Below are 24236 nucleotides of genomic sequence, written 5' to 3' on the forward strand. Positions count from 1 at the left end.
GTGAGCGCCCTGCTCCGCGAGCTCGGGCCGACCTGAGCGCTCATCGCACACGCGCCCACGCGCGAATCCGCACGTGAACCGCCTCCTCCGCGGCCGTCGGAGCACTGGACCGTCGGGATCGCGACCCCTACCCTCGGCTGTCGACATGAATTCGTGACCGCAACGTCATCGCGTTGTCGCCGTCGTCCCCGGGACGAGACGGCGGCTCGCGCGGGCGGGGCGCGTCGGTCGAGGTGGTCCAGCCATGAAGAGAGATCCGAGCTTCACCGGCGTCAAATTCGAGGCCCCCGGCCCGGGCCCCTGGGAGATCGACAGGGCGCACTTCACGCGGCCCGTCACCCGGTTCGCCGCCGAACCGTTGACGCGCGGGATGCCGCGGGGGTTCGCCGAGGGCTCGGCGCGCTACGGCCTGCTGATGAGCCACCTCAAGCCGGCGGTCGTCAACGGCTTCATGTACGCGCAGCCCGTGATCCACGGCGCGCCGGAAGGCGCGAGCGGGCCGCCGCCGAGGCCCTTGCTGTGGCTCCTCCTGCGCCTTCACCCGGGGATGCGCGCGCGCATCCGGCAGAGCCGCCGCGTGTTCGAGGGGAAGCTGTGGCGCGAGGACCTCGACCGGTGGGATCGCGTCGACCGGCCGCGCGCCACCGAGAAGAACCTCGCCGTCCAGGCGATCGACCCCGCCGCGCTCGACACCGAGGCGCTCATCGCGCACCTGCGGCGCGCCCACGCGCACATGGAAGACATGGTCTTCCTGCACCACCGCTACAACTTCGCCGCCGCCCTGCCGATCGGCGACTACCTCGCGCACGTCAAGGAATGGACCGGCGCGAGCCCCGGCGAGGCGCTCGCGCTCCTGCAGGGGACCACGCCGCTCTCGAAGGGCGTCGCGACCGAGGAGCTCGGGGTCCTCGCCAGGGCCCTGCGCGCGAGCGAGGCGGGCCGCGAGGCGCTCGCCCGGCGGGGCGACCCGCAGGCGGCGCTCGACGCGCTCGCGGCCACGGAGGGCGACGTCGGCCCGGCGACGCGCGCTTACCTCGACCTCGTGCGCTTTCGAACGGTGGGCTACGACGTGTCCGACAAGACCGGCGGCGAGCTGCCCGACACGCTCGTCCGGGCGATCCGCGCGGCGGTCGAGGGCGACCGCGGCGACCGGGCGCTCGCCGCGCGCGACGCGAAGGAGAAGGCGCTGCGCGAGCGCGTGCCCGCGGCCCACCGCGCGCGGTTCGACGAGCTGCTCCGCGAGGCGCGCCACGTGAGCCGGCTCCGGGACGAGCGCGCGCTCTACACGGACAGCTGGGGCACCGGGCTCGGGCGCCGCGCCGTCCTCGAGGCGGGGCGCCGCCTCGCCGCCGCCGGCAAGGTCGATGACCCCGAGCACGCGGCCGACCTCGCGCTCGAGGAGATGATCGGCCTGCTGCGCGGCCGGGGCGCGCCGTCCGCTGCGGAGATCGCCGGGCGCGCGCGCTGGCGAGCGACAGCGACCCTCGCGGACGCTCCCCCGTGGCTGAACGCGCCCCCCGGCCCGCCGCCGCCGCTCGACGTCTTCCCGGCCCCCGCGCGCCGCGCGTCGCAGGCCGTCGAGGCGCTCATGCAGAGCGTGTTCAAGGAGTCCGAGGCCCGGAACACCGAGACGACCGTCCGCGGCCTCTCCATCAACGACGGCATCTACGAGGGCACGGCGCGCGTCGTGACCGGCCCGGACGACTTCGGGCGGCTCCAGCAGGGCGACGTGCTCGTGACGCGCGCGACGTCGGCGTCGTTCAACGTCGTGCTCCCGCTGCTCGGCGCGATCGTGACCGACCGCGGCGGCCAGCTCTGCCACGCGGCGATCGTCGCGCGCGAGTACGGCATCCCCGGCATCGTCGGCACGCGGGAGGCGACGGTGACGATCCCGGACGGGGCGCGCGTCCGCGTCGACGGGGCGGCCGGCGAGGTGACGATCCTGGCGCCCGCGCCCGCGCCCGAGCGCGGCGCGCGCGAGGCGGCGCTGTGATCGCGGGCCTGCACGAGGCGCTCGGCGAGGGGGAGTTCGGGGGCAAGGCGGCGCAGCTCGGGCGCGCGCACCGGAGCGGCCTGCCGGTGCCGCCGGGCTGGGCGCTGTCGGCGGCGTTCGTCGAGCGCGTCGTCGCCGGGGAGGGCGCGGCCGTGGACCGGCTCGTCGAGGCGTTCCGCGCGCTCGACGGGCCGGCGGCGGTGCGGTCGTCCGGCGTCGGCGAGGACGGCGCCGCGGCGAGCTTCGCGGGGCAGCACGCGACGGAGCTCAACGTGCGGGGCCGCGAGGGCCTGATCGAGGCCGTCCACAGGGTGCACCGCTCGGCGCGCACCGAGGCCGCGATGGCCTACCGGCGGCGGCTCGGGCTCCCGACGGAGCCGCGCATGGGGATCGTCGTGCAGCGGCTCGTGCAGGCCGACTGCGCCGGGGTGCTGTTCACGCGGAACCCGACGACGGGCGCCGACGAGCGCGTCGTCGAGGCGACGTGGGGCCTCGGCGAGGCGGTGGTCGCGGGCCTCGTGACCCCGGACGGCTACCGCATGGCCCGCGGCGGGCGCGTCCTCGAGCGGCGCGCGGGCGACAAGGACATCGCCGTCGTGTGGGCCGAGGAGGGCGGCACGCGGGAGGTCGAGGTCGAGCCGGAGCGGGCCGCGGCGCTGTGCCTCGACGACACCAGGCTCGCCGCGCTGGAGGCGCTGGCCGCGGCGTGCGAGGCGGCGTTCGGCGGCACGCAGGACATCGAGTGGGCGTTCGCGGGCGACCGCCTGTACCTGCTCCAGAGGCGGGCGATCACGCGTGGCTGAGGCCTCGTCCCGGGTGCCGGTGCGGCTGCTCGCCGCCATCGTGCTCTCCGCGTCGCTCGCGCCGCTCAACTCGACGATGGTGGCGGTGGCGCTGCCCGAGATGGCGCGCGACCTCCAGGAAGGCTCGGGCGAGCTCCGCCAGGGGCTCGTGACGAGCTACCTGCTCACGAACATCGTCCTGCAGAGCCCCGGGGGGAAGCTCGGCGACCGGCTCGGCCACCGGCGCGCGCTCGCGCTCGGCCAGCTCGTCTTCGCGATCGGCGCCGCGCTCGCCTACGTGTGGCCGGTGCTCCCGGTGCTCACGGCGTCGCGCGTCGTGATGGCCGCTGGCGCGGCGATCCTCGCCCCGAGCGCGACGGCCATGCTCCGCACGGAGCTGCCGCCGGAGGTGCGCGGGCGCGCGTTCGGCGCGTTCGGGGCGATGATGGGCATCGCGGCGGGCACGGGCCCGAAGGTCGGGGCGCTGCTCGTCGGACACTTCGGGTGGACGTCGATCTTCCTCGCGAACGTCCCGGTCCTGCTCCTCTCGGCCGCGCTCGCGCGCACGGCGCCGCCGGCGGCCCCGGCGCCCGCGCCTCCCGCGGGCGCGCCGCCGGCTGCGGCCGCCGCAGCCGCGGCGCCTCCGGTCGCCGTCGCAGCGCCCGCCGCGCCGCGGGCGCGCTTCGACCTCCTCGGCTCGGCGCTGCTGGGCGCCTCGCTGATGGGCCTCGTGCTCGGCCTCGAGAACGCCCACCTCCGCTGGGCGGCCGCGATCGGCGCGCTGAGCCTCGTGCCGTTCGTCCTCTGGGAGCGGCGCGCCGCGGACCCCGTCATCGACTTCTCGCTGTTCCGGCGGCGCACCTTCGTGGGCGGCAGCCTGATCATCGCGCTCCAGAACTTCGCGATGTACTCGGTCCTGTTCGAGCTGCCGCAGGTCGCGGCGCGGCTGTCCGACGTGGGCCCGCGGGACGTCGGCAACACGCTCGTCGCGATGATGGCGATGATGGTCGTCGCCTCGCCGCTCGCGGGCCGCGCCTCCGAGCGCTTCGGGGCGCGCGCTGTCGCCCTGATCGGCTGCTCGCTCGCCCTCGGCGGCATGGTCCTGCTCGCGGCGCGGCCGCTCGCCGTCATCACCGACGCGGTCCCGGCGCTCCTCGTGCTCGGCGCGGGCCTCGGCCTCACGTCCGCGCCGTCCCAGGCCGCCGCCATGAGCGACGTCCCGCGCGACAGGAGCGGCATGGCCGCGGGCATCACCTCGACGATGCGCTACCTCGGCGGCATCGCCGGCCTCACCGTGCTCGGCCTCGTCCTCACCGAGACCCGCGACCGCGAGGCCGTCCTGCGCGAGCACACAACGGCCATCACGGTCTTCTGCGCGGCGCTGCTCCTGACGATCGGCTGCGCCCTGACCCTCCCGGGCCGCGGCGCGGCGCCGGCCCGAGCTCCGCGATAGCGCCGCGCCGTATCGCTCCAGCGCGCTCGCCGGAGCTCCTGAGCGACCTCGGTCAGAATGGCACAACCCGGCTCGATGCCCTGTGCGCCTCGAATAAAGCCAAATTGCAGTGCGGCCCAGCCATCGTGGCGCACTTCATGGAGGTGTGCCTCTGGCTCTGTATGGCACACACGTCGAGCAACCTCGCGGTTTCCGCGCCAGAGCGCGCTGGCATACAGGCTGCTCAGGCCCGGATTCATGAGAACAACAACTGGTCTGGCGGCAATGATTGTGTCGGCTCTCGTGGCGTGTGGCCCGAGCCCGGACGGGAATGCGGGAGGGGGAGGTTCCGGTCAAGGCGGGGCGGGAGGTCAAGGCGGAGCGGGAGGAGCAGGCGGCTCGCGCCCCGACCCCGTCGAGTGCTTCGAGGTGAAGCCTGGCTGCGTGCTGGCCTCGGACACGGCGCGGATCACGGCGCCGGACGTCCCACAGGAGGATCAGGCGTCGCTCTCGCGCAACAACACGAGCTTCGCGCTCGATCTCGGCCGCGCGCTCGACGGCGCGACGAACAACGTCATCTACTCGCCCTTCAGCGTCTCGACAGCGCTCGCGATGGCCTACGCGGGCGCGCGGAGCACGACGGAGCAGGCGATGGCCGAGGCGATGCGGTTCGAGCTTCCCCAGGCGCGGCTGCATGCGGCGTTCAACCACCTGGACCTCGAGCTGAAGACGCGGGCCAGAGAGCCCGGTGAGGCGACGGGCGTCGGGTTCCGGCTCCACACCGCCAACGCGCTCTGGTCGCACGTCGGTCTCGCGATCGAGCCGTCGTTCCTGAAGGTGCTCGGCGAGAACTACGGTGCGCCCGTGCGGCTCGCGGACTTCGACAGACCGCCGGAGGCCGAGGGCCTCATCAATGCGTGGGTGAGCGATCAGACCGACGGCAAGATCCCGGAGCTCCTCAAGGGCGCGTTGACCCAGGAATCGCGGCTCGTGCTCGTCAATGCGATCTCCTTCGAAGCTGCGTGGAGCACGCCGTTCGAGGAGGACGCGACGCAGCCCGGGACGTTCCAGCGCGGCGACGACACGAGCGTCACCGCCCAGATGATGCACGGCAGGCAGGTGACGCGCCACGGCGCCAGCGACGGCTGGGAAGCGGTGGAGATCCCTTATCACGAGGCCTCCGTCTCGATGTTCCTCGTGATGCCCACCGCGGGAACCGCGGAAGCATTCGAGGCGTCGCTCGACGGCGAAGCGCTCGAGGGGCTCATCGCCTCGATGGAGTACCGGTCGGTCGACATCACGATGCCGAAGTTCTCGTTCGAATCGTCCGCCTCGCTCAAGAAAGCGCTCGAGGGGCTCGGCATGGAGGTCGCCTTCGGTCCGGCCGCCGACTTCTCGGGCATCCTCGGCGGCGGAGGGATCCAGATCCAGGACGTCATTCACAAGGCGGTCATCGACGTGGACGAGGCCGGTACCGAGGCGGCAGCGGCGACCGCGGTCGTCCTCGCCGTCTCCGGGAGCGGGGGCGCGGTCGACCCCCCCGAGCCTGCGGCGATCGTCCTGGACCGCCCGTTCTTCTTCTTCATCCGAGATGTCCCGACGGGGGCGATCCTCTTCGAAGGACGCGTCAACGACCCGACAGCGCCCTGAACCCGCTGAAGGCCGGTCGAGCTGGTCGCGCCCGCGGGCGAGGGCGCCGTCACCGCGCCGCCCCGTGCGCCGCGCCGGGCGGTCCGTGGCGTCGCGTCACCCTTGCTCCAGCGCCTGGGCCGCCGGCGGCGGCGGCGCATGGCGCGCCCGCTCGCGGTGGGGGGAGCGGGCGGCCAGCCGCTCGAGCGCCCTCGGGGCGACCGCGCCGGACTTGAGCTGTCGTATCTCCGCGGCGGCGGCCTGCGCGCGCTCGCGCAAGGCCCCGTCCGCGAGCAGCGCCCGGAGCCGCGCCCGGATCGCCTCCGGCGTCGCCTCGGCGAGGGGCAGGCGATAGGCGAACCCTCCGCGCTCCGCCTGCGCGGCGTTGATGGGCTGGTCGCCGAAGAGCGGGATGATCAGCATCGGGACCCCGTGCTCCAGCGCGCGCCCGATGGTCCCCCAGCCGCCGTGCGTGATCACCGCCGTCACCCTGGGGAACACCTCCTCGTGGGGCAGATACCGCTCGATGCGGACGTGTTCTCCGAGGCCGGTGGGCACGTCCTCCGCGCTGGCGGCCGTGGCGAGGATGGGGATCCCCATCGGCGCGACCGCCAGGAGCACGCGCCGGAGCAGGCCGCCGTCCTTGCCCGTGGTCGTGGTGCTCACGAGCACCGTGTCGGGCTGCACCTCCACGGGGGCGGCGGGGCGCGACGCCTCGGGGCCGTGCCCGCCGGGCGTGTTGAACGAGACGGGGCCGGCGAAGAGCTGCCGCTCCTGGAGCGCGACGTCGGGGACGAAGCCGCGGTGGGCCATCACGACGTGGAGCTCCGGCGACGTCGCGGCGCGCACGAACTCCGCCGAGCCCCCCGGGCGTCGCGGCGGCAGGCCGAGCGTCGCCCGCGCCCGCGAGAGCGGCAGGAGCCTGTCGGCGAGGGCGTGGAGGAGCGCGGGGCGGTCGGCGACGAGCCGTGGGAGCTGGAGCGACCGCGCGAGCAGCGGTAGCCCCGCCGCGTCGAGCACGGTCGCGGCGTTCCCCGCGCTCGCCCAGGGGATGCCGGCGCGCTCGGCCGCGTAGCCCGCGCCGAAGCCGAAGGTGTCATGGACGAGGCAGTCCACGCCCTCGCGCCGGAGGATGGGCGTGAGCTCCTCGGCGAGCTCCACGCTGCTCTCGATCAGGGCCTCGCGGAACCGGATCAGGTTGCGGGGGATGGTCGGGACCCACCGCAGCGCGCCCTCCACCGGGCGATCGCGGAGCCGCATGATGATGTTGTGGTGACGGGCATAGGGCACGAGCTCGGCGCCCGCCGCCCTGACCGTGGCCTCCGCCGAGGCCTGCGTGTGCACGAGCACCCGATGGCCGCGCGCCGTCAGCCCCCGCGCGAGCTCGAGGATGCGGAGCAGGTGCCCCGTCTCGTTCGGGGTGGTCATGAGGAAGGTGAAGGGCCCGGGCACACCGCCGGACGTCGCGGGCGCGTCCGGGAGATCGGGTGAATCGGGTGAGCCGCTGCTGGATTCGATCGGTTTCGTCATGTGTCCTCGGCGCTCCTCTGGCGTTGTTCACCTGTCGAACGTTGCATGGCGCCTCGCCGTTCGAGGCTCGGTCGAACCCGTGCGCGGCCGTCATCGCGGGTCTCCGGCCGGATCGAGCGTCCGGCAGAGCACGTCGACCACGAACTCGAGGTAGGGGCGGCCCTCGGCCTGGGTGAACCCGTCGCGCGCGATGTGCTGGTGGAACGGGCGGAACTGCAGCGCGCCGAGGAAGAGGTCGGCCGCGTGCTCGGGCGGGACCGGGCGCACGACGCCCCGCGCGGCCGCGCGCGCGAACCACGCCGCGAGCTCGCTGCGCGCGCGCACGGGCGGGAAGTCTTCCCGTCGCTCGTAGGCGGTATCGAGGGTGAACCCGGCCGAGCGGAGCACCGCGATGCACGGCACGATGCGCTCGAGGTGCACCGAGATCTCCTCCGCGAGCTCGAGGAGCTGGGCCCGCGCCGGGCGGTCGTCGGGGCCGGATCGCGCCCGCGCGATCCACGGCGGCTCCGCCGGGGGGAGCAGCGCGGCGCGCAGGAGCTGCTCCTTGGTGCCGAAGCGCTGGAACAGCACCCCGTGCGAGATGCCGATCCGCGCCGCGATCGCGGTCGTCGACACGCCGGCCCCGTGCTCGAGGAAGCAGGCGCGGGCCTCCTCGAGGATCTCCTCGTCGGTGGTGCTACGCGGGCGGACCATTCATTACTAACATGTCACTTACGAATAAAAATGCAAGATGACATACAAACACCGGATCGCCGGGCCGGGGCGAGCGCGAGCAGGAGCGGCCCGCCCGCGCGCAGGCCGCGCCCGCCGGAGCCTCACCCCCGCGCCGCGATGGAAGCGAGGAGGCTCTCCAGAGAGCTCGGCTCGATCGGCTTGGTGAAGTGCATGTCGAAGCCGGCTTCCTGGGCCCGGCGGCGATCTTCCTCCCGGCCGTAGCCGGTCAGCGCGATGAGCAGCGAGGGGGAGGCGCCCGCGCCGCCCTTCAGGGCCCGCGCCACCCCGTACCCATCCATCCCGCCGGGGAGGCCGATGTCGCAGAGGATCACCTCCGGCAGGAACGAGCGCGCCGCATCGACGCCGGCGGGCCCGGACAGGGCCACCTCGACCCGATAGCCCTCCATGGTGAGCAGCGCCTGCAGCATCGACGCGGCGTCCTCGTTGTCCTCGATGACCAGGATGCGCAGCGGCCGCGCGGCGACGTCCGACGTCGGCGCCGGGCGCGGGGCCGGCGGCGCGACGCTGCGCTCCAGCGGGAGGCGGACGACCACCGCCGTCCCGTGGCCGATGCCCTCGCTCTCGGCCGAGACGGCGCCGCCGTGCAGCTCGACGAGGCCCCTCACCAGCGAGAGGCCCAGCCCGAGCCCGCCCCGGCTGCGGTCGAGGCTGCGGTCGGCCTGGGTGAACAGGTCGAAGGCGCGGGCCAGCATCGCCGCATCCATGCCGATGCCCGTGTCGCGGACGCGGATCTCGGCGAAGCCCTCCGGCTCCACCGACAGCGAGACCGTCACCCGGCCGCCGGCGTCGGTGAACTTGTTCGCGTTGTGCAGCACGTTGCTGATGGCCTGCGACAGGCGGGTCGGGTCGGCGTGGACCCACAGCGGCTCGTCCGGGATCTCCAGCGCGAGCCCGAGGCCGCTCGCCTCGAGCGTGCTGCGGTAGTCCTCGGCGGTCTGTCGGAGCAGCTCTGTCAAATCGCAGCGCTCCTTGCGCAGCGTGATCCTGCCGCGGGCGACGCGCGAGACGTCGAGCAGGTCGTCCACCAGCCGGGCCATGTGCACGACCTGCCGCTCGAGCACGCCGCACGCCTGCGCCGCCCACGGCTGCTGCAGCCCGGACCGCCGGAGGATCTCGGCGGCGTTGCGGAGGGGCCCGAGCGGGTTGCGCAGCTCGTGGGCGAGCATCGCCAGGAACTCGTCCTTGCGCCGATCCGCCTCCTTCAGCGCGGCCTCCGCGCACTTCTGATCGTGGATGTCGGTGGCGGTGCCATACCACTGCACGATATCGCCCGACGGCCCGCGGACCGGCAGCGCGCGGCCGAGGAACCAGCGGTGCTCGCGCGCAGCAGGGCTGAAGAAGCGGTACTCGATCTCCAGGGGCTCGCCGGTCACGACGGCGCGGCGCCACGCGTCCTGGCACCGCCCGCGATCGTCCTCGTGGAGGAAGGAGATCCAGCTCTCGGAGGTCGCCTCGCCCTCCCGCACCGCGGTGAACTCGTACCACTTGCGGTTGTAGTACTCGGTGGTGCCGTCGGGGCGAGACGTCCAGACGATCTGCGGCATGGCGTCGGCCAGCGTCCGGAACTTCGCCTCGCTCTCCCGGAGCGCGTCGTCGGCCCGCTTCCTCTCGGTGATGTCGTGGGCGATGCTGACGGCGAGCCGCCTGCCCGCCGCGTCCTTCCCGAGCGGCGCCCCGCGGAACAGCCACGTGCGCCGCTCGCCGGTCGCCGTGGTGATGGCGGCCTCGAGCTCGGCGTTGAAGGGCACCTCCAGCGCGTACAGGGCCTGGATCCTGGAGAGGATCTCGTCCTTCTGCGCCCCGTGCGCCCTGCCGACCCACGCCTCGACGGTGGGGATGTCCCCGGAAGCGTAGCCGGCGATGTCCGTCCACGCGCGGTTGACGCAGACGACCTGGCCGTCGTCGGCGTGGATCATGACGGGGAACGGGGTCGCCATCACGGCGCGGCGGAATCGCTCCTCGCTCTGCTGCAGCAGGAGCTCCGCCTCCTTGCGCTCGGTGATGTCGATGACCGAGCCGACGTAGCCGAGGAACTCTCCGTCCGGCCCGAGCCGGGGGGTGCCCGAGGCGATGCACCAGCGGTACGCGCCGTCGTGCCGGCGCAGGCGGTAATCCAGCCGGAAGGACTCGCGCCGCGCCTCGGCCCGCTGGAACGTCTGCAGGGTCGCCAGACGATCGTCGGGGTGCAGCGCCTCGAGCCAGCCGAGGCCGACGGCGGTCGCCTCGGCCTGGCCCGAGAACTCCGACCACAGCCGGTTCCCGTACGTGGCGCGCCCGTCGGGGCCCGTGGCCCAGATCATCACGGGCGCTTGATCGGCCATGTTGCGGAAGCGCACCTCGCTCTCCCGGAGCGCCACCTCGGCGAGCTTGCGGGCGGTGATGTCCCCGACCACGCCCACCATCCGGAGCGGCCGCCCGTCGCGAGCCCGCAGCACCATCGCGCGGGAGTGGACCCAGCGCACCTGCCCGTCGGCGTGGAAAATGCGGAACTCGCCGGAGTAGTCCGCCTCGCCGCGCAGCGCGCCCTCGATCTGCGCCCAGACCGCCTCCCTGTCGTCCGGGTGCACGAGGCGCGCGAAATCGTCCTGGGTGCCGCCGAATTGCGCCGCGCTGAGGCCCGCGCACTCGAGCGCCTCGCTCGACCAGAAGAGGCGGCCGCTCGCCGGCTCCCATTCCCAGACGCCGAGCTGGCCGCCCGTGAGGGCCAGCCGCAGGCGCGCCTCGCTCTGGCGCAGGCCCTCCTCGGCGCGCCTGCGGACGGTGATGTGGCGCGCCGTCTCCAGGACCAGCCGCCTGCGCCGGATCGGCCGGCGCGGCGCTCCTTCCCGTCGCCTCCGCTCCTCGATCTCGGTGGCCGTGCCTATCCAGCGCTCTCCGCGGCCGCCGGCGTCCTCGCTGGGCTCGGCGCGACCGAGGAACCGGCGGTAGACGCCATCATGCCGCCGCAGCCGGACCTCCAGCTCGAGCGCCGCGCCCCCCGCGACGGCCGCCCGCCACGCCGCGGCGTAGCGCGTCGCGTCCTCCGGGTGGAGGACGGCGGCCAGCCCGAGGCGCCTCGCCTGCTCGGCGGAGAGGCCGGTGTACTCGCGGAAGCGGCGGTTGACGTACTCGAACGAGCCGTCGCAGCAGGCGGCCCATACCAGCTGGGGGATGCTCTCGGCGAGCAGGCGGAACTGCGGCTCTATCCCGCGCCGCGCGGCGCCGCGATCGTACTTCGGAGAGGTCACGTCCATTCGATGGGATCGACTCCGCCCGCGGTGAGCGGCGGAGCACCTCGGACGCTTTGTCTACGTTGATGTATTCCGCAAGGTCAGCGCAGGGATCGCCGCAGGGTGACCTCGGCAGGACAGGCAACCCCGGCTGCGACGCGGCCGACCTCGACCTTGCGCTCGAGGGGCGGCCGAGCGCACCCGAGCGCGCACCTGCTCGGGTGGATCTCGGGCAACACGGGCGCGGTCCTCCACGCCGCCCTCGACGAGCCGCGGCTCTCCAGCATCGTCGGCTGGCCGAGCTGCGTATCGCTCCGGACGTCATGTGTTCAAGGCGCGCGCATGCCCTGATGTTCGCGCCCTCGACGACCGCGCCGAGGATCAGCGGAATCCGCGCCGGCCACGTTGCCCTGACACTCTAGGATGTTCGTTGCGCGGAGAGCAAGAGGTGGGATGATGGGCCGCCTCGAGGAGCACCCGTGAGTCCGTTGCTGTGGCAAATGGAGCCGGGATGCCCTGGGCGAACATGAGTCTCTGAGGGAGGGCTGGTGTCGCTGCGCGCCTCGCGTGTCGCGCCGGTCAAGGGGGCGGAGGATGACGCTTCGGGGGGTCTCTGCATGGGCTCTGTCCATGGCGCTGGCAGGATGCGTGAATGAGCTCGTCGAGGACGATGAAACGATGGAGTCGCGGCAGGCCCTGCACGCGTTGAGGCAACTCAAGCTCGACGTGACGTCGGGACCGGGCGCGAAGCTGGGGCCCCATCTGCTCGCGCTACAACGAGCCATGGCGGCGCACCCGCATCCAGGTGAGGACGCGCTGGATCGCAAGTTCCCGATGCTCCGCGTGCAGCGCGGCTACGTCGATGTCAGCGCCCGCGGCGACGACGGCGCGGCGCTCGCGGCCGAGCTCACCGCGAAGGGCATGCTGAACGCGGAGGTCCACGGCCGCGCCGTGTCGGGCCGCGTGCCGATCTCGCGCCTCGACGACATCGCGACGACGCGCGGCCTGATTTCCATGCAGCCTACCGTGGCGATATCGAACGCGGGTCTGGTCACGACGCAAGGCGACCGCTCGCTGCGCAGCGACGTCGCGCGCGCGCGGTTCGGGGTCGATGGCCGCGGGGTCCGCGTCGGCGTGCTGTCGGACAGCTTCGACTGCGCGCCAGGGCCGCTCGTGCCCGGGGAGAGGTTCACCGTCGCCGAGGAAGACATCGCGAGCGGCGACCTGCCATTGAATATCCGCGTCCTGAAGGATCTGCACGATCGTCCGGACCCAGAGTGCATCGATGAAGGGCGCGCCATGATGCAGATCATCCACGACGTCGCGCCGGGAGCGAGCCTGTCTTTCTACACCGCGTTCGTCAGCGTGGAGGACTTCGCCGAGGGGATCGTCGCGCTCGCGCGCGACGGCGCGGACGTCATCGTCGACGATATCATCTATCCCGCCGAGCCCATGTTCGAGGACGGGATCGTCGCCGACGCGGTGGACGAGGTGGTCAAGGAGGGCGTGGCGTACTTCTCGTCCGCGGGTAACCAGGAGCGTCAGTCGTATCAGTCGGAGTTTCGCGACTCTCGACGGCGCGGTCTGCTCGGCGGGCGGCGCCACGACTTCCAGCCGGGCCCTGGCGTCAACGATCTGCAGCGCGTCTCGGTGAGCGCCGGCTCGTTCACCGTGGTGGCGCTCAACTGGGATCAGCCTTCGCTCTCGGCGAACGGCGTGCGCGGATCGCGGAGCGACATGGATCTGATCTTCCATGACACGAACGGCGAGCCCCTGGAACAGTGCACCCTCGATGATCTGCAAGAGGTCTGTCAGATGGCGGGCGTCGCCAACAACATCGGCGGCGACGCGGTCGAGCTCGCGGCGATCGTCAACGGCTCTGTCGAGGATCTTGATCTCCAGCTCGGCCTGGAGCTGGTGGCAGGCCCGGCGCCGGGGCTCGTGAAATACGTGTGGCTCGAGAGGGCGGGCACCTTCAGCGTCGAGGAGTTCGACACGCGGAGTTCCACGATCTTCGGCCACCCGAACGCCGCTGGCGCCGAGGCGGTCGGCGCGGCGGCGTGGTTCCAGACGGAGGAGTGGGGCAGCCCGCTCGATCTAGCGTGTCGGCCAGCGTGCCTGAACTTCTTCTCGTCGGCGGGCGGGACGCCCGTCCTGTTCGGTGATCGCGGCGAGCGCCTTTCGTTTCCGCACCTGCGGCTGAAGCCAGGCGTGACGGGGCCGGACGGCGGCAACACGACGTTCTTCATCGCCGACCTCGCGATGCGGATCCCGGGCACCGGCGAGCCGGACGGGTTCCCGAACTTCTTCGGCACCTCGGCGTCCGCGCCGCACGTCGCGGCCGTCGCCGCCTTGATGATCGACCAACGTGCGCGCGACATCGCCCGCAGGTTCAGCTCGGAGCAGCTCTCGCCGCTCGAGATCTACGGGGCGCTGAGGCGCACGGCGGACGACGTGCGGCTGCGCAACTTCGGGGGCGACATCGGTCCCCAGAGGGTGCCCGGGGCCCTCGGCTTCGACTTCGACTCGGGCTTCGGCTTCGTGGACGCGGTGCGCGCGGTGCGAGCGGTCTCGCGCTGAGCTCGTGACGGGCGCCTTCCCGCGCGCCGCGCCCGCTCTCCGCGTCTTTCGGTCCAGAGAGCCCGCCGGCTGCCGGCCGGGGGGCGGCGAGGTCGAGGTGCTTCCGGAGGTGCTGGAGGTGCTGCCGGCATCCATGGGGGAAGCGGACGAGCCCATCTCGGCCCCGGCCCTCACCGGCCCTCGGACATTCTCCGCCGGCTGCTCCACCACCTCCTCGACCCGCAGGGCGGCCGATTTGCGAGGCCGCGGCGCACCTGCCCGAGAGGGGGCTGCCGCTGGTGCGCCACGGACGCTTCAAGCGATACTCTCCCGCCATGGCGCGCACCGCTCCGGTCCCGAACATTCCCGCCATCCCTGGTATGAATCCAGGCGTCTTCATCCTGGGCGGCGGCGGCGCCGGCGGGGGCGGCAATGGACGAGGCGGCAGCGGCAGCGGCGCGGGCCAGGGCGCCGGCGGAAACAACGGCGGCAACGGCGCCAACGGCGGGGGGCCAGGCGCGAACGGGTGCGGGCCAGGCAGCGGCGGCGGCTGCATGAACCCGGCACATGGGGGCAACGGCGGCACGCATGCCGGCGACCCGGTCGACCCGGTGACGGGGCGGGTCTACACGCTCCCGCAGACGGACCTCGTGCTGACAGGGCCCATGGTCTTCGAGTTGCGCCGCAGCTACTCGTCCTTTGCCCGCGAGCGCGACGTCGGGCTGGGCGCGGGATGGACCCACTCGCTCGCATGGGAGATCGCGCTCCGGCGGCGCACCATGGTCGTTTACGCGCCGAGCGGCGCCGCGTCTCTCCACGATATCCCGCCGCCGGGCGACGAGGTCGCGCTCAACAGCGGCGGCCGCCTTCGCCGCGACGAGAGCGGATTCCTGATCACCGGCGACGACGGCCTCGTTTACCTCTTCGACCCTTTCGCCGCGTCCCGCGAGCGCCACCGGCTCGCCGCGATCATCGACCGGGCCGGCAACCGGATCGACCTCGATTACCAGGGCGATCTGCTCGAATCGCTGCGCGACAGCGCCGGCCGCACCGTGCACGTCCGCCGCTGCCGGGACGGAAGGATCGAGGCGTTCGAGCTCGTCACAGCGAGAGGGCGCACTGTGCGCTGCCGGACCTACGCCTACGACGGCCAAGGCGACCTCGTCGCGGCCACGGATGCCGCCGGCCGGAGCGTCCGCTACGCCTACGACGAGCATCGCCTTGTCGAGCAAACCTCCCCGTCTGGGCTGCGCGTCTTCTACCGCTATGACGAGAAGGGCCGCTGCACCGAGACCTGGTGCGCACACCCCGGCGAACGCGACCCGGCCATGGCCGAAGGGAGCCCGACGGTCCTCGCCGACGGGCAGACGCCGGCGCGGGGCATGCTCCACTGCCGCCTGGAGTACGCCGACAGCTTCACCCTGGTGTACGACTCCCGGCAGGCGCGGCGATTCGATAGCAACGCCTTCGGCAAGATCGACCTCGCTGCCGGCTTGTGGGTCGAGGGCGCCGCGTACGACGCACGCGGCGATCTCGTCGCATACAGCGACCCGACCGGCACGCGCACGCTCTACGAGCGGGACGCGGCGGGCCGGATTGTCTCGATCGTCGATCCGACGGGCGCGCGCATCGAGCATCGCCACGATCCGCAGGGGAACGTGGTGGAGGCCACCGACGCGCTCGGCGCTGCGTGCCATTACAGCTACGATGGCGCCGCGAACCTGCTCGGCGTCCGAGACGCGCTCGGCGAGCTCCTGCGCTTCACCTACGACGAGCGGGGATTGCGTATGAGCGCCGTCCTGCCCGATGGGGGCGTCACCCTCTTCCGCCATGACGCCGAAGGGAACCTCATCGAGCTCGTGGAGCCGCACGGCAAGCCGCGCCGCATGGAGTACGACGATATGGGCCGGGTGCTCGCCGTCACCGATGAGGAGGGGCACAGGACCAGCTTCCACTACGACGAGCGCGGCGCCCTCTGGGGGCTGCGCTTCCCGGGCGGCGCCGAGGTGGCGATCGAGCGCGACGAGGACGGGCGGATCACGCGCTACCGCGGGCCAGACGGGGCGTACGAGCTCGCGTGGGGCGGGTACAACCTCGTTCACGAGCTCCGTAAGCCGAACGGCGAGACCACGCGCTTCCGGTATGACCGGGAGTGCCAGCTCGTCGAGGTGGAGAATGAGCGCGGGGAGGTGCACCGCATCGAGCGCGATGCGGCGGGACGGATCGTGGCCGAGCGTTTCTTCGATGGGCGCGAGCTCCGCTACCGGCTGGACGCGGCGGGCCGCGTCCAGCACATCCGGGACGCGGCCGCGCACACGACCGAGATCGAGCGCGACCCGTGCGGTAGGGTGGTCCGGCGCGGGTACGCCGACGACACCTTTGACGCATTCGAATACGACCCGGTGGGCCGCCTGACCCGCGCGGAGACCGAGGCCACCTGCTGCGAGTTCACGTACGATCAGCGCGGCAACCTCGTGCGCGAGGTGCAGGTCTGCGCGGGCCTCAGGGTCGTGATCGAGAGCGCGTACGACGCTGCCGGGCGTCGCACGGCGCTCCGGACCTCGACAGGGCACGAGGCGCGCTACGAGCGCGATCGAACGGGCTGCGCCCGGCGCGTTGTGACCTCCGGCGCTGCCATCGAGCGCACCTACGACACCTTCAGGCGGGAGATCCTGCGCGAGCTCCCGGGCGGTGGCCGCGTACTCTGTCGCTACGATGGCGTCGGCGCGCTGGTGGAGCGCCGCGTGCTCGGGCAGTCGAATGCGCGCGGGTCAGAGCCAGACTGGGTGGGCCCGCTGCCGCCGGGCACAACGTACGCCGAAGGCTTCGCGCACTCGCCGGGAGGTGACCTGGTGGAGCATGTCGCGACGGGCGGCGAGCGAACGCGCTTCGAGCACGATGCGGCGGGGCGCATCCTCGCGCAGCTGTCGACGCACGCCCCGGCCGAGCGGTTCTCGCACGGCGGCGGCGGACGCCTGCAGGAGGCAGGGGACGACGCGCCGGCCCGCCGCTACGGCCCGGGCGGGGTGCTGCTCTCGCGTGGCGACATCTCGTACGAGCACGACGCGGAGGCGCGCCGCACGGCGCGCGTCGACAGGACCACGGGTGAGCGCGTCAGGTACGCGTGGAGCGGCCGTGGGCTGCTCGCCGCGGTGGTGCTGCCGGACGGGACCCGGGCCGAGAACGTCTATGACGCGTCTGCGCGCCGCCTGCTCAAGCGCGTGAGCCGCGCGGACGGGGCCTTGCTCGAGACCCACTTCGTCTGGAGCGGGGACGACCTGCTCCAGGAAATCACAGAAGAGGTCGTTGCAGGGCAGCGGCGCGTTATCCGCGTGCGCGACTATCTCTGGGGCGAGCAGGGCGAGGGCCCGCTCGCGCACCAGGAGCGGGTGCCGGGGGGCGAGCCGGAGGTCAGCCGGTGGGTGCACTATGTGCTCGGCGCAGGCGGCGCGCCCTCGCTGCTGCTCTCGGACACGGGCGAGGTGCTCGCGCGCCTCCGGCTCCGCGTGTGGGGCGCGCTCGATACCCCGCCTTTCGCGCCGGCCCCGACCCCCTGGCGCTACCCCGGCCAGTACCACGACGACGAGACCGGGCTCGCATACAACCGCTACCGCTTCTACGACGCTGCTGTCGGCCTATATCTGAGCCCCGATCCGCTGGGGATCGCCGGCGGACTGAACGCATTCGAGTACGCCCGAGGGCAGCCCTTCCGCGTCGTCGATCCGGAGGGGCTCACGCCGGTGCTGTGCACCGTCTCGGGGCACGGCGTCAGGGGCCGCGGTGCCAGTGCCGCCGGCCGGAGCAGCGACCCGGCGCTACACCCGGTGGTCGCCGCGGCGATGCCGCCGCCGGTCGACCTCCGCGGCGAGCCCTTCTATCCGGCCGAGCGACGGAGTCCGGAGACCTGCGCGGAACCCGGCGCGCTGAGCGAATACATCCGCAACTGGGAGCGCCAGAACAACAACGGCCGTCCGCTCGATCCGAACAACCCGCGCGATCGCCGGCGGATACAGCGCTGCCTGCGCGACATCACCTCGATACAGGCGCAGCACCCCGACGGGACGGCGCGGGCGCCGTGCCCGAACTGTTCGCAGCTCCTGCAGAACCTGCGCGACCGCTGGGGCGCGCCGCGGGAGCGCGTGGTGCAGCTAGGCGCCAGCAGCGAGACCGGGACAGACTCGCTTCGCAGCACGCCGCCCGACCCGCGGTGGGCACAGGGAATGCGGCAGCAGCGCCGCAGGGAGCGACGGAGATGAGCAAGGCACGCAGTGGTAGTGACCGTCCGATCCGGCTCGCCGACAGCGCGCGCCGGCGGCTGAGCCGGCACGCTGTCGAGGTCTTCCAGGAGCTCGACCTCCGCCGCGACCCGGCGCACACCACGTCGCCCGACGCGCTGCGGGCTCTGCTGGAAGCGCGCGGGCTGCCCGTTTACGAGGGCGCGCTCGAGCTCGAGGGCCTCGCTGGGGGCACGCCGCTCCCGCCGGACAAGCGGCTCGGCGTGTTCGCCTCGCTGAAGGCGCTCGAAGGCGGGCGACCGCTCGGGCCGGAGAAGCTGCCACGCGCGGGGGGAGAGGTGCTGCTGCCGGTGGTGGCAGAGGGGTACCCCTCGGTCTGGATCGGCGACGGTGGCAACGTGTACCTGGTCGACACCGAGGCGGTGGGCGTGGCGCCGGCGTTCGACGGGCCGGCGCAGTACCTCGAGGCGCTCGCCATCGAGCTGGAAACGGAACCATGGCCGCCCGAGCCGGAGCGCCTGCAGTGGCATCACATCAGCGTCGCCGGCCTGGTCGGCGCCGCGGTCGCCGAGGTCTTCTACGCGCCGCCGTTCGCCCCGGCGTCGGGAGCGCACGGGGCCGCGTGGTTGCGCGATCACCTCCACATCGTGGAGCAGAACACCCCCGGCTTCTTCGTTGGGACCCGGGTCACGACCACCGACACCGACGAGGCCGTCGCCGCCCTGGAGGCGGCGCTCGCCACGAACCTGGAGGTGCGCTGGTCGGGGCCTCAGCGGCGGCCGCGCGCGGGGCAGCGGCCTGTCCTGTCGTTCACGTTCGCGATGGGGCCCACCGCGCCCGACAGGGAGGCGGCGGTGTGGGGGGAGCCCGGCGACTACCGCATCGCCTCGCGGAGCGTCGGCGAGCCGTGGCCGTTCCGGTGAGAGCGTCATTCCCTGTGCCCCCGGCGCGCGCAGGGCACGACGCCGATGACGGATCATCGGCCGTTCAGGGCGCGACGCGGCCTGTGTCCGAGAGAGCGCTCAGGGCGCCTTCACCTCGACGGGGACCGCGGAGCTCTTCCCAACGCCGTCGCCAAGCTGCCCCAGGGTGCCTTTGCCCCAGCACAGGACCTGGCCAGGGCCCGTGGGGCCGCACGCCCCCTCGACAATCGCGCACGTGTGGAAGAAGCCGGCGCTCACCGCGACGACCTGGGCGAGCGCGGTGCCGTCGCCCAGCACGACGGGTTCCATTCGCGCATTATCGCCCATCATCGGCGTGCTGCGACCGAGCTGCCCTTGCTCGTTGCTGCCACGGCAGCGGAGCCGCCTCTGGTCGTCGATCGCGCAGACGAATACGTAGCCGGTGGACATCGGACCCCAGCCACCCGGGATCGCAGCCGCCGTCCCAGCCGGGGGAGCCTCGGCGCCGTGCTGGCCTGAGCTGTTGTTCGTCCCCCAGCAGAAGAGGCCTCCCACGTCGTCGCGCGCGCAGCCGAAGTTCGTGCCGTAGGAGACCTCGGAGAAGGGCAGCGTCGCTCCCGCCTCGATGAGCGGCATGTGCGCGCTGTAGTTCACGCCGCCCTCGGAGCTGGCCGGGGTGTTCGTGAGGAGATAACCGCCGCCGATCGCGCCCCAGCAACGCAGCCCGTCCTCCGCGGCCCCAGTCGAGAAGCAGCTACCTATCGAGCCGATGCCCCGCGCGAGGATGGCCCTCGGACTGGCCGTCGCGGTGAAGGTGAACGCTTTCACCGGGACGAGGCTCTCCTCACCGCTCGCATCCGGCCCGAGGCTCGAGAACAGGTTGGATCCCCAGCAGTAGATGCTGCTGGTCGAGGTGAGCGCGCACGCCGAGTACCACTCGGGCGCGATCTTGCGCACGAGCAACGGGGCCGTACCGTCATTGACGATCGCCGGGGCGTCATGGGCCATCGAGTCCTTGGCGCCGTTCGCGAGGAGCCCGGTCTCATTGTTTCCCCAGGCCCAGAGTCGGAGCTGGCTGTCGATCGCGAAGGTCGTCCGCTCGGTCAACGCGATCTGTGTGATCGCCGCCGTGCCGAGCGACGCGGGGAAAAGCACTCTCACCGGCGTGCTCGAGGAGATCGCCATCGCCTGCGGAACACCTAGCTGGCCGAACGAGTTGTCCCCCCAGCAGTAGAGAGCGCCGTCCTGCCGGATGGCGCACGTATGGCTGTCCCCCGCAGCCACCATGATGGCGTCGGCGAGCGTGGGGCTGTCCGGCGGGATCCGGCATCCAGGATCACCACCGCCCCCCCCGCCGGACGCGCCCCCGCCCCCCCCGCCGGACGCGCCCCCGCCGCCCTCGCCGTCCCCCCCGCCGGACGCGCCCCCGCCGCTCCCGCCGGCGCCTCCGCCGTTCTGCGCGTCGATCGGACCGCCGCCCGTTCCGCCACCCGCGCCGCTGTCCGAGAAACGCCGGTTGGGAGCGGAGCATCCTGCCCCCGCAGCGAGGGTGGCGGCGACGACGAGAAAGGAGCAGAAGTTCGATCGCGTCCGGGTGTTCCTCTCCATCTCATGCATCCGGCTACACCCCCCAGCATCCTTTACGCAGCCTTACCGCGGGGAGGACAAGAAGTCCAGTTGGGTCCGATCGCCGATGTCCCTGCTTTCGCGGAGCGCCTCAGGGGCGCTGCGGCACGCACACACCGAGCGTGGGAGACCTCAGCGGAGCCTGCGGGCGCCGGCCAGCGGCGAGGTTCCGGCAGCGAGTCGACGCGAGCGGCGGGCTTGACCACAGGCCCGAGCTCGCTCGCGCCACCGGCAACCCGAGCAGCCGACCGATCGCCTCGTGAGCGACCCGGGCTGCCATGTCGTCCCCGAGGGCGACGGCGCAGGTCAGGGTGCTGGCAAGCTCGGCCCCCAAGGTGGCCCGAGGCGACATATCGGCTCCTTCGACTTCGGCAGCGAACTGGCACTCTCCTTCGCAGAGGGTGTGGATGACGCACGGATCAATCGTCCCCCCGCCAGCGACTCTGGTGTTTTCTCGGCGATGGCGGTAAGCGCGGGCGGGGCTGCCATGTCGACTGTTGGCTTCCTCTCGGTCTCCCCGACTCCGTCGCGCCGGAGTCGATCGGCCAGAGCTGTTCGAGACAACGGATGCGAGGCTGAACATCCGCTTGCATGACACCCGTGCGACCTTCATCACTGTCAAGCTCGCGAACGGCCGCACGGAGACGTGGATCTCTGATCGCACCGGGCATAGCTCGAGCGACCAGAGCCACAACTACAAGCGCGCCGCGCGCAAGGTCGCGGAGCTCGCTCTAGGCGACTTCGCCCCCCTGGACGAGGCGATCCCTGAGCTGGCCGGCAAGGGCGGTTCGGTCGGAGGAAGCGGTCGCGCGTCCGAGGAGTCCGAGGAGCCGGCTGCGAGCTCGACGAGCGACGCGGTCTCCCTCGCCTCCGCGCCGTCCGAAGGGGCGCTGGCCTTCGGCGACGAGGCCGCCCTCCCCGAGGTGGACGCGGTGGTGGCCGAGGAGCGCCGGGCGGGCCACATCGAAAGAGGGCCCGGTCAACGATGAACGGAAAATATCTGAAATCGTTCTACTTTCCGCCGCTCGCTCGACGGCATCAGGGAAGAAGCCCAAGTTCGTCCCTGGTTCGCCGTTCCCGGGGCTCGCGCCCCAGCGGTCCGCTGCTGTGCCCCGCCTCCGCTCCGCCCCCGGGCCCGCTTCCCGCCGCCTCCCGCCCGCGAACCGTGGTGTAATCCTCCGCGCCCCGCTCCCTGGCGGGGCGCCCCTCCCGCGGTGACCCCTTGAGCGATTCAGCCCCGAAAGCGACGATCGCCGTGCTCGAGCGGAACCGCGTCGTCGGCCAGCGCATCGCCCGCGTCATGTCCGCCGCCGCCGGCATGCAGAGCGTCCCCGTCGCCAGCGATCCGGGCGAGCTGCGCGCGCGGCTGTCCGACCGGCCCCTCTTGCTCGGCTGCGACGCCGCCGACCTCGACCTCGCGCTCGAGTGGGCGGCCGAGCGCTATCCGAGCATGCACCTGCTCGTGTGGACCTCGGGCAACACCGACGCGGTCCTCGAGGCTGCCCTCCGGGAGCCGCGGCTCTCCAGCATCGTCGGCTGGCCGAGCTTCGCCTCCATGCCGCGGCCGTGGGAGATCGCGCTCGCGGTCCGGCGCATCCTCAAGCCGCTCGCGCCCCCGCCGCGCCTCTCCGACCTGCTCGCCTGGGGCGCTACCATCGTGAAGTGGCGCCCCCGCACGAGCGAGGACCGCGACCGCACCGTCGCCGAGGTCGCGCACTGGGCCGAGCGCGCCGGCGCCCCCGCGCGCGTCGCCGAGCGGCTCGCCGCGCTCGCGCACGAGCTGCTCATGAACGCCATGTACGACGCGCCCGTCGATGCCGGCGGGCGCCCGCGCTACACGCACGACCGGCGGAGCGACATCGTGCTCGAGGAGAGCGAGATCCCCACGCTGCGGCTCGGCGCCGACGGCGCGCACATCGCGCTCCAGGCCCACGACCCGTTCGGCGCCCTCCGGCGGCACCACGTCTTCGAGGGCATCACCCGCGGCCTGAGCGCGCGCGGCGCGGACTCTGCCCGCACCCCCGTGCTCGACACCTCGCGCGGCGGCGCCGGCCTCGGCATGCTCAAGATCTACGCGGCCGGCGCGGTGCTCGTCGTCGACGTCTCGCCCGCCGCCTCGACAACGGTCACGTCGTTCTGGGACCTCGACGTGAACCCGCGCGAGTTCCGCTCGCTGCCCGCGTCGATCCACTACTTCGAGCGCTCCACGCCCGCGATGGAGACGCTGGAGCGGAGCGCGTGGTGACGCGCGGGGGCGCGCCGACGCGCGGCAGCGCGCCGACGCGCGGCAGCGCGCCGACGCGCGGGCCCGCGGTCACGCACGCGCGCGCCGCGCGGCCCGTCCGGGGAGGCCGCCGTGGCTGAGATCGATCCGCTCCTCGCCCGGCAGCTCCGGCGCCTCGGGCTCGAGGACCTCAGCGAGCCGCCCGACCGGGAGACCTGGCACAAGGTCGTCGCGCGGATCAGCGAGCACTACCGCCACGTCGCCGACGACCGGAGCCTCCTCACGCGCTCGCTCGACCTCTCCACGAACGAGATGGGCGCGCTCCACCGCCAGCTCCTCGCCGAGCGCGACCGCCTGCGCAGCGTCGTCGTGGCGATCGGCGACGCGCTCACCCTCTTCCACGACGCCGCCAGCTCGCAGGTCGAGCCGTCGATGCCGATCGAGGTCACCTCGACCATCTCGACGGCCAAGCGGCGCTTCGCGGCGAAGCTCGCCGAGCTGCTCTCGCTGGGCAGCGCGGCCCAGGGCGGCGCCGGGGCGAGCGGCTCGGACGAGGCGATCCACGAGGTCCGCGTCCAGCTCGTCGGGCTCGGCGACCGGCTCGTGCAGCTGCTCTACGACACCGCGGAGCGCGCCTCGCTGAAGAAGCAGCTCGAGGTCGCGCGCGCCGTCCAGCAGATGCTCGTGCCGAGCGACGACGTCATCGAGCGCCGCTCCCTGCGGCTCGCGAGCCACTTCCAGCCCGCGGCGGAGTGCGGCGGCGACTGGTGGACCTTCCACGACCTGCCGGACGGCAGGCTGCTCACGGTCATCGGCGACGTGACCGGGCACGGCATCTCGTCCGCCATCATCACGGGGGCGGCGAAGGCCGCCTGCGACATCGCGCGCACGTTCGGGGGCGAGGAGCTCAGCGCCGCGCAGATCCTCCGGGTCATGAACTGCTCGATCTTCGAGGCCGGGCAGCAGAAGTACCTGATGACGTGCGCCGTGTGCATCTTCGATCCCGGGGCCCGCTCGCTGACCATCGCGAACGCCGGCCACCCGTTCCCCTACCTGGTGAGGAACAGCGCCGTCCGCCAGCTCACCTCGGAGGGCGCGCCGCTCGGGGCAGCGAGCTCGGCCGAGTTCACGTCGAGCACCTTCACCCTCGAGGGTGGCGACGCCCTCCTCTGGTTCACCGACGGCGTCACCGAGTGTGAGAACGAGGCGAGCGAGCAGTTCAGCGAGCGGCGGCTGCGGGCGCTCTTCCACAGCGTGGCCAGCTCCGCGCCCGAGGAGGCGCGGGACGCGATCGTCGCGGCGGTGTCCAGGTTCCGCGGCGAGCGATCGATCGACGACGACATGACCCTCGTCGTCGCCCGCGTGCTGTAGCCTGGGGGC

Annotated in this window: 14 protein-coding genes; 10 read left to right on the top strand and 4 right to left on the bottom strand. The window is 72.9% G+C overall.

All coding sequences use genetic code 11. The features are described from left to right. Positions 1–244 precede the first annotated feature (244 nt). From WME96_RS44465 to WME96_RS44480, 4 genes are all read left to right on the top strand, one after another. The gene (locus WME96_RS44465; protein ID WP_437287599.1) at positions 245–1993 is read left to right on the top strand and encodes a PEP-utilizing enzyme; all 1749 of its coding nucleotides are present in this window, start codon (positions 245–247) and stop codon (positions 1991–1993) included. Then, on the top strand, positions 1990–2796 hold the full coding sequence (locus WME96_RS44470; RefSeq protein ID WP_437287600.1) for a PEP/pyruvate-binding domain-containing protein: 807 nt from the start codon (positions 1990–1992) through the stop codon (positions 2794–2796). The genes WME96_RS44465 and WME96_RS44470 overlap by 4 nt, the downstream gene beginning before the upstream one ends. After that, positions 2789–4228 (top strand): MFS transporter, encoded by a 1440-nt coding sequence (locus WME96_RS44475; protein WP_437287601.1) that lies wholly within the window; start codon positions 2789–2791, stop codon positions 4226–4228. Before WME96_RS44470 ends, WME96_RS44475 begins: the two co-directional genes overlap by 8 nt. 408 nt (positions 4229–4636) lie before the next feature. Then, positions 4637–5857, top strand: coding sequence for a serpin family protein (locus tag WME96_RS44480; protein ID WP_437287602.1), 1221 nt, complete (start codon positions 4637–4639; stop codon positions 5855–5857). A gap of 96 nt (positions 5858–5953) precedes the next feature. Here the strand turns inward: WME96_RS44480 and WME96_RS44485 are convergent, their stop codons facing one another. From WME96_RS44485 to WME96_RS44495, 3 genes are all read right to left on the bottom strand, one after another. Next, the gene (locus WME96_RS44485) at positions 5954–7366 is read right to left on the bottom strand and encodes a glycosyltransferase (protein ID WP_437287603.1); all 1413 of its coding nucleotides are present in this window, start codon (positions 7364–7366) and stop codon (positions 5954–5956) included. A gap of 90 nt (positions 7367–7456) precedes the next feature. Further along, entirely contained in the window at positions 7457–8059 is a 603-nt protein-coding gene (locus WME96_RS44490; protein WP_437287604.1) for a TetR/AcrR family transcriptional regulator, read from the bottom strand. Between the two features lie 122 nt (positions 8060–8181). Beyond that, positions 8182–11328, bottom strand: a complete 3147-nt coding sequence (locus WME96_RS44495; protein WP_437287605.1) for a PAS domain S-box protein — start codon at positions 11326–11328, stop codon at positions 8182–8184. 630 nt (positions 11329–11958) lie between these two features. Between WME96_RS44495 and WME96_RS44500 the strand changes: the two genes are divergently transcribed. From WME96_RS44500 to WME96_RS44510, 3 genes are all read left to right on the top strand, one after another. Further along, positions 11959–13890, top strand: a complete 1932-nt coding sequence (locus tag WME96_RS44500) for a S8 family peptidase (protein ID WP_437287606.1) — start codon at positions 11959–11961, stop codon at positions 13888–13890. A gap of 314 nt (positions 13891–14204) precedes the next feature. Continuing rightward, positions 14205–18125, top strand: coding sequence for an RHS repeat-associated core domain-containing protein (locus WME96_RS44505; RefSeq protein ID WP_437287607.1), 3921 nt, complete (start codon positions 14205–14207; stop codon positions 18123–18125). Further along, the gene (locus WME96_RS44510) at positions 18122–19027 is read left to right on the top strand and encodes a hypothetical protein (RefSeq protein ID WP_437287608.1); all 906 of its coding nucleotides are present in this window, start codon (positions 18122–18124) and stop codon (positions 19025–19027) included. The genes WME96_RS44505 and WME96_RS44510 overlap by 4 nt, the downstream gene beginning before the upstream one ends. A 99-nt stretch (positions 19028–19126) precedes the next feature. On the opposite strand, the gene WME96_RS44515 is transcribed toward WME96_RS44510, so the two are convergent. Then, positions 19127–20614: an RCC1 domain-containing protein gene (locus WME96_RS44515; RefSeq protein ID WP_437287609.1), complete on the bottom strand. Its 1488-nt coding sequence runs from the start codon at positions 20612–20614 to the stop codon at positions 19127–19129. 605 nt (positions 20615–21219) lie between these two features. Between WME96_RS44515 and WME96_RS44520 the strand changes: the two genes are divergently transcribed. The 3 genes from WME96_RS44520 (at position 21220) to WME96_RS44530 (ending at position 24227) form a co-directional block, all read left to right on the top strand. Continuing rightward, positions 21220–21621 carry a hypothetical protein gene (locus WME96_RS44520; RefSeq protein WP_437287610.1) on the top strand — a complete coding sequence of 134 codons (402 nt, stop codon included), beginning with the start codon at positions 21220–21222 and terminating at the stop codon, positions 21619–21621. Between the two features lie 233 nt (positions 21622–21854). Next, positions 21855–22877, top strand: a complete 1023-nt coding sequence (locus WME96_RS44525; protein ID WP_437287611.1) for a hypothetical protein — start codon at positions 21855–21857, stop codon at positions 22875–22877. Positions 22878–22988: 111 nt separating this feature from the next. Beyond that, positions 22989–24227, top strand: coding sequence for a PP2C family protein-serine/threonine phosphatase (locus tag WME96_RS44530; protein WP_437287612.1), 1239 nt, complete (start codon positions 22989–22991; stop codon positions 24225–24227). Positions 24228–24236: the final 9 nt, after the last annotated feature.

Origin of the sequence: Sorangium sp. So ce406, from assembly GCF_051474675.1 — a bacterium.
In the GTDB taxonomy this organism is placed as follows: Bacteria; Myxococcota_A; Polyangia; order Polyangiales; family Polyangiaceae; genus Sorangium; species Sorangium cellulosum_G.

Coding starts and splice junctions, on each gene's coding strand:
- WME96_RS44515 (WP_437287609.1), bottom strand. CDS start 20,614: ATGGAGAGGAACACCCGGACGCGATCGAACTTCTGCTCCTTTCTCGTC.
- WME96_RS44490 (WP_437287604.1), bottom strand. CDS start 8,059: ATGGTCCGCCCGCGTAGCACCACCGACGAGGAGATCCTCGAGGAGGCC.
- WME96_RS44510 (WP_437287608.1), top strand. CDS start 18,122: ATGAGCAAGGCACGCAGTGGTAGTGACCGTCCGATCCGGCTCGCCGAC.
- WME96_RS44505 (WP_437287607.1), top strand. CDS start 14,205: ATGGCGCGCACCGCTCCGGTCCCGAACATTCCCGCCATCCCTGGTATG.
- WME96_RS44465 (WP_437287599.1), top strand. CDS start 245: ATGAAGAGAGATCCGAGCTTCACCGGCGTCAAATTCGAGGCCCCCGGC.
- WME96_RS44485 (WP_437287603.1), bottom strand. CDS start 7,366: ATGACGAAACCGATCGAATCCAGCAGCGGCTCACCCGATTCACCCGAT.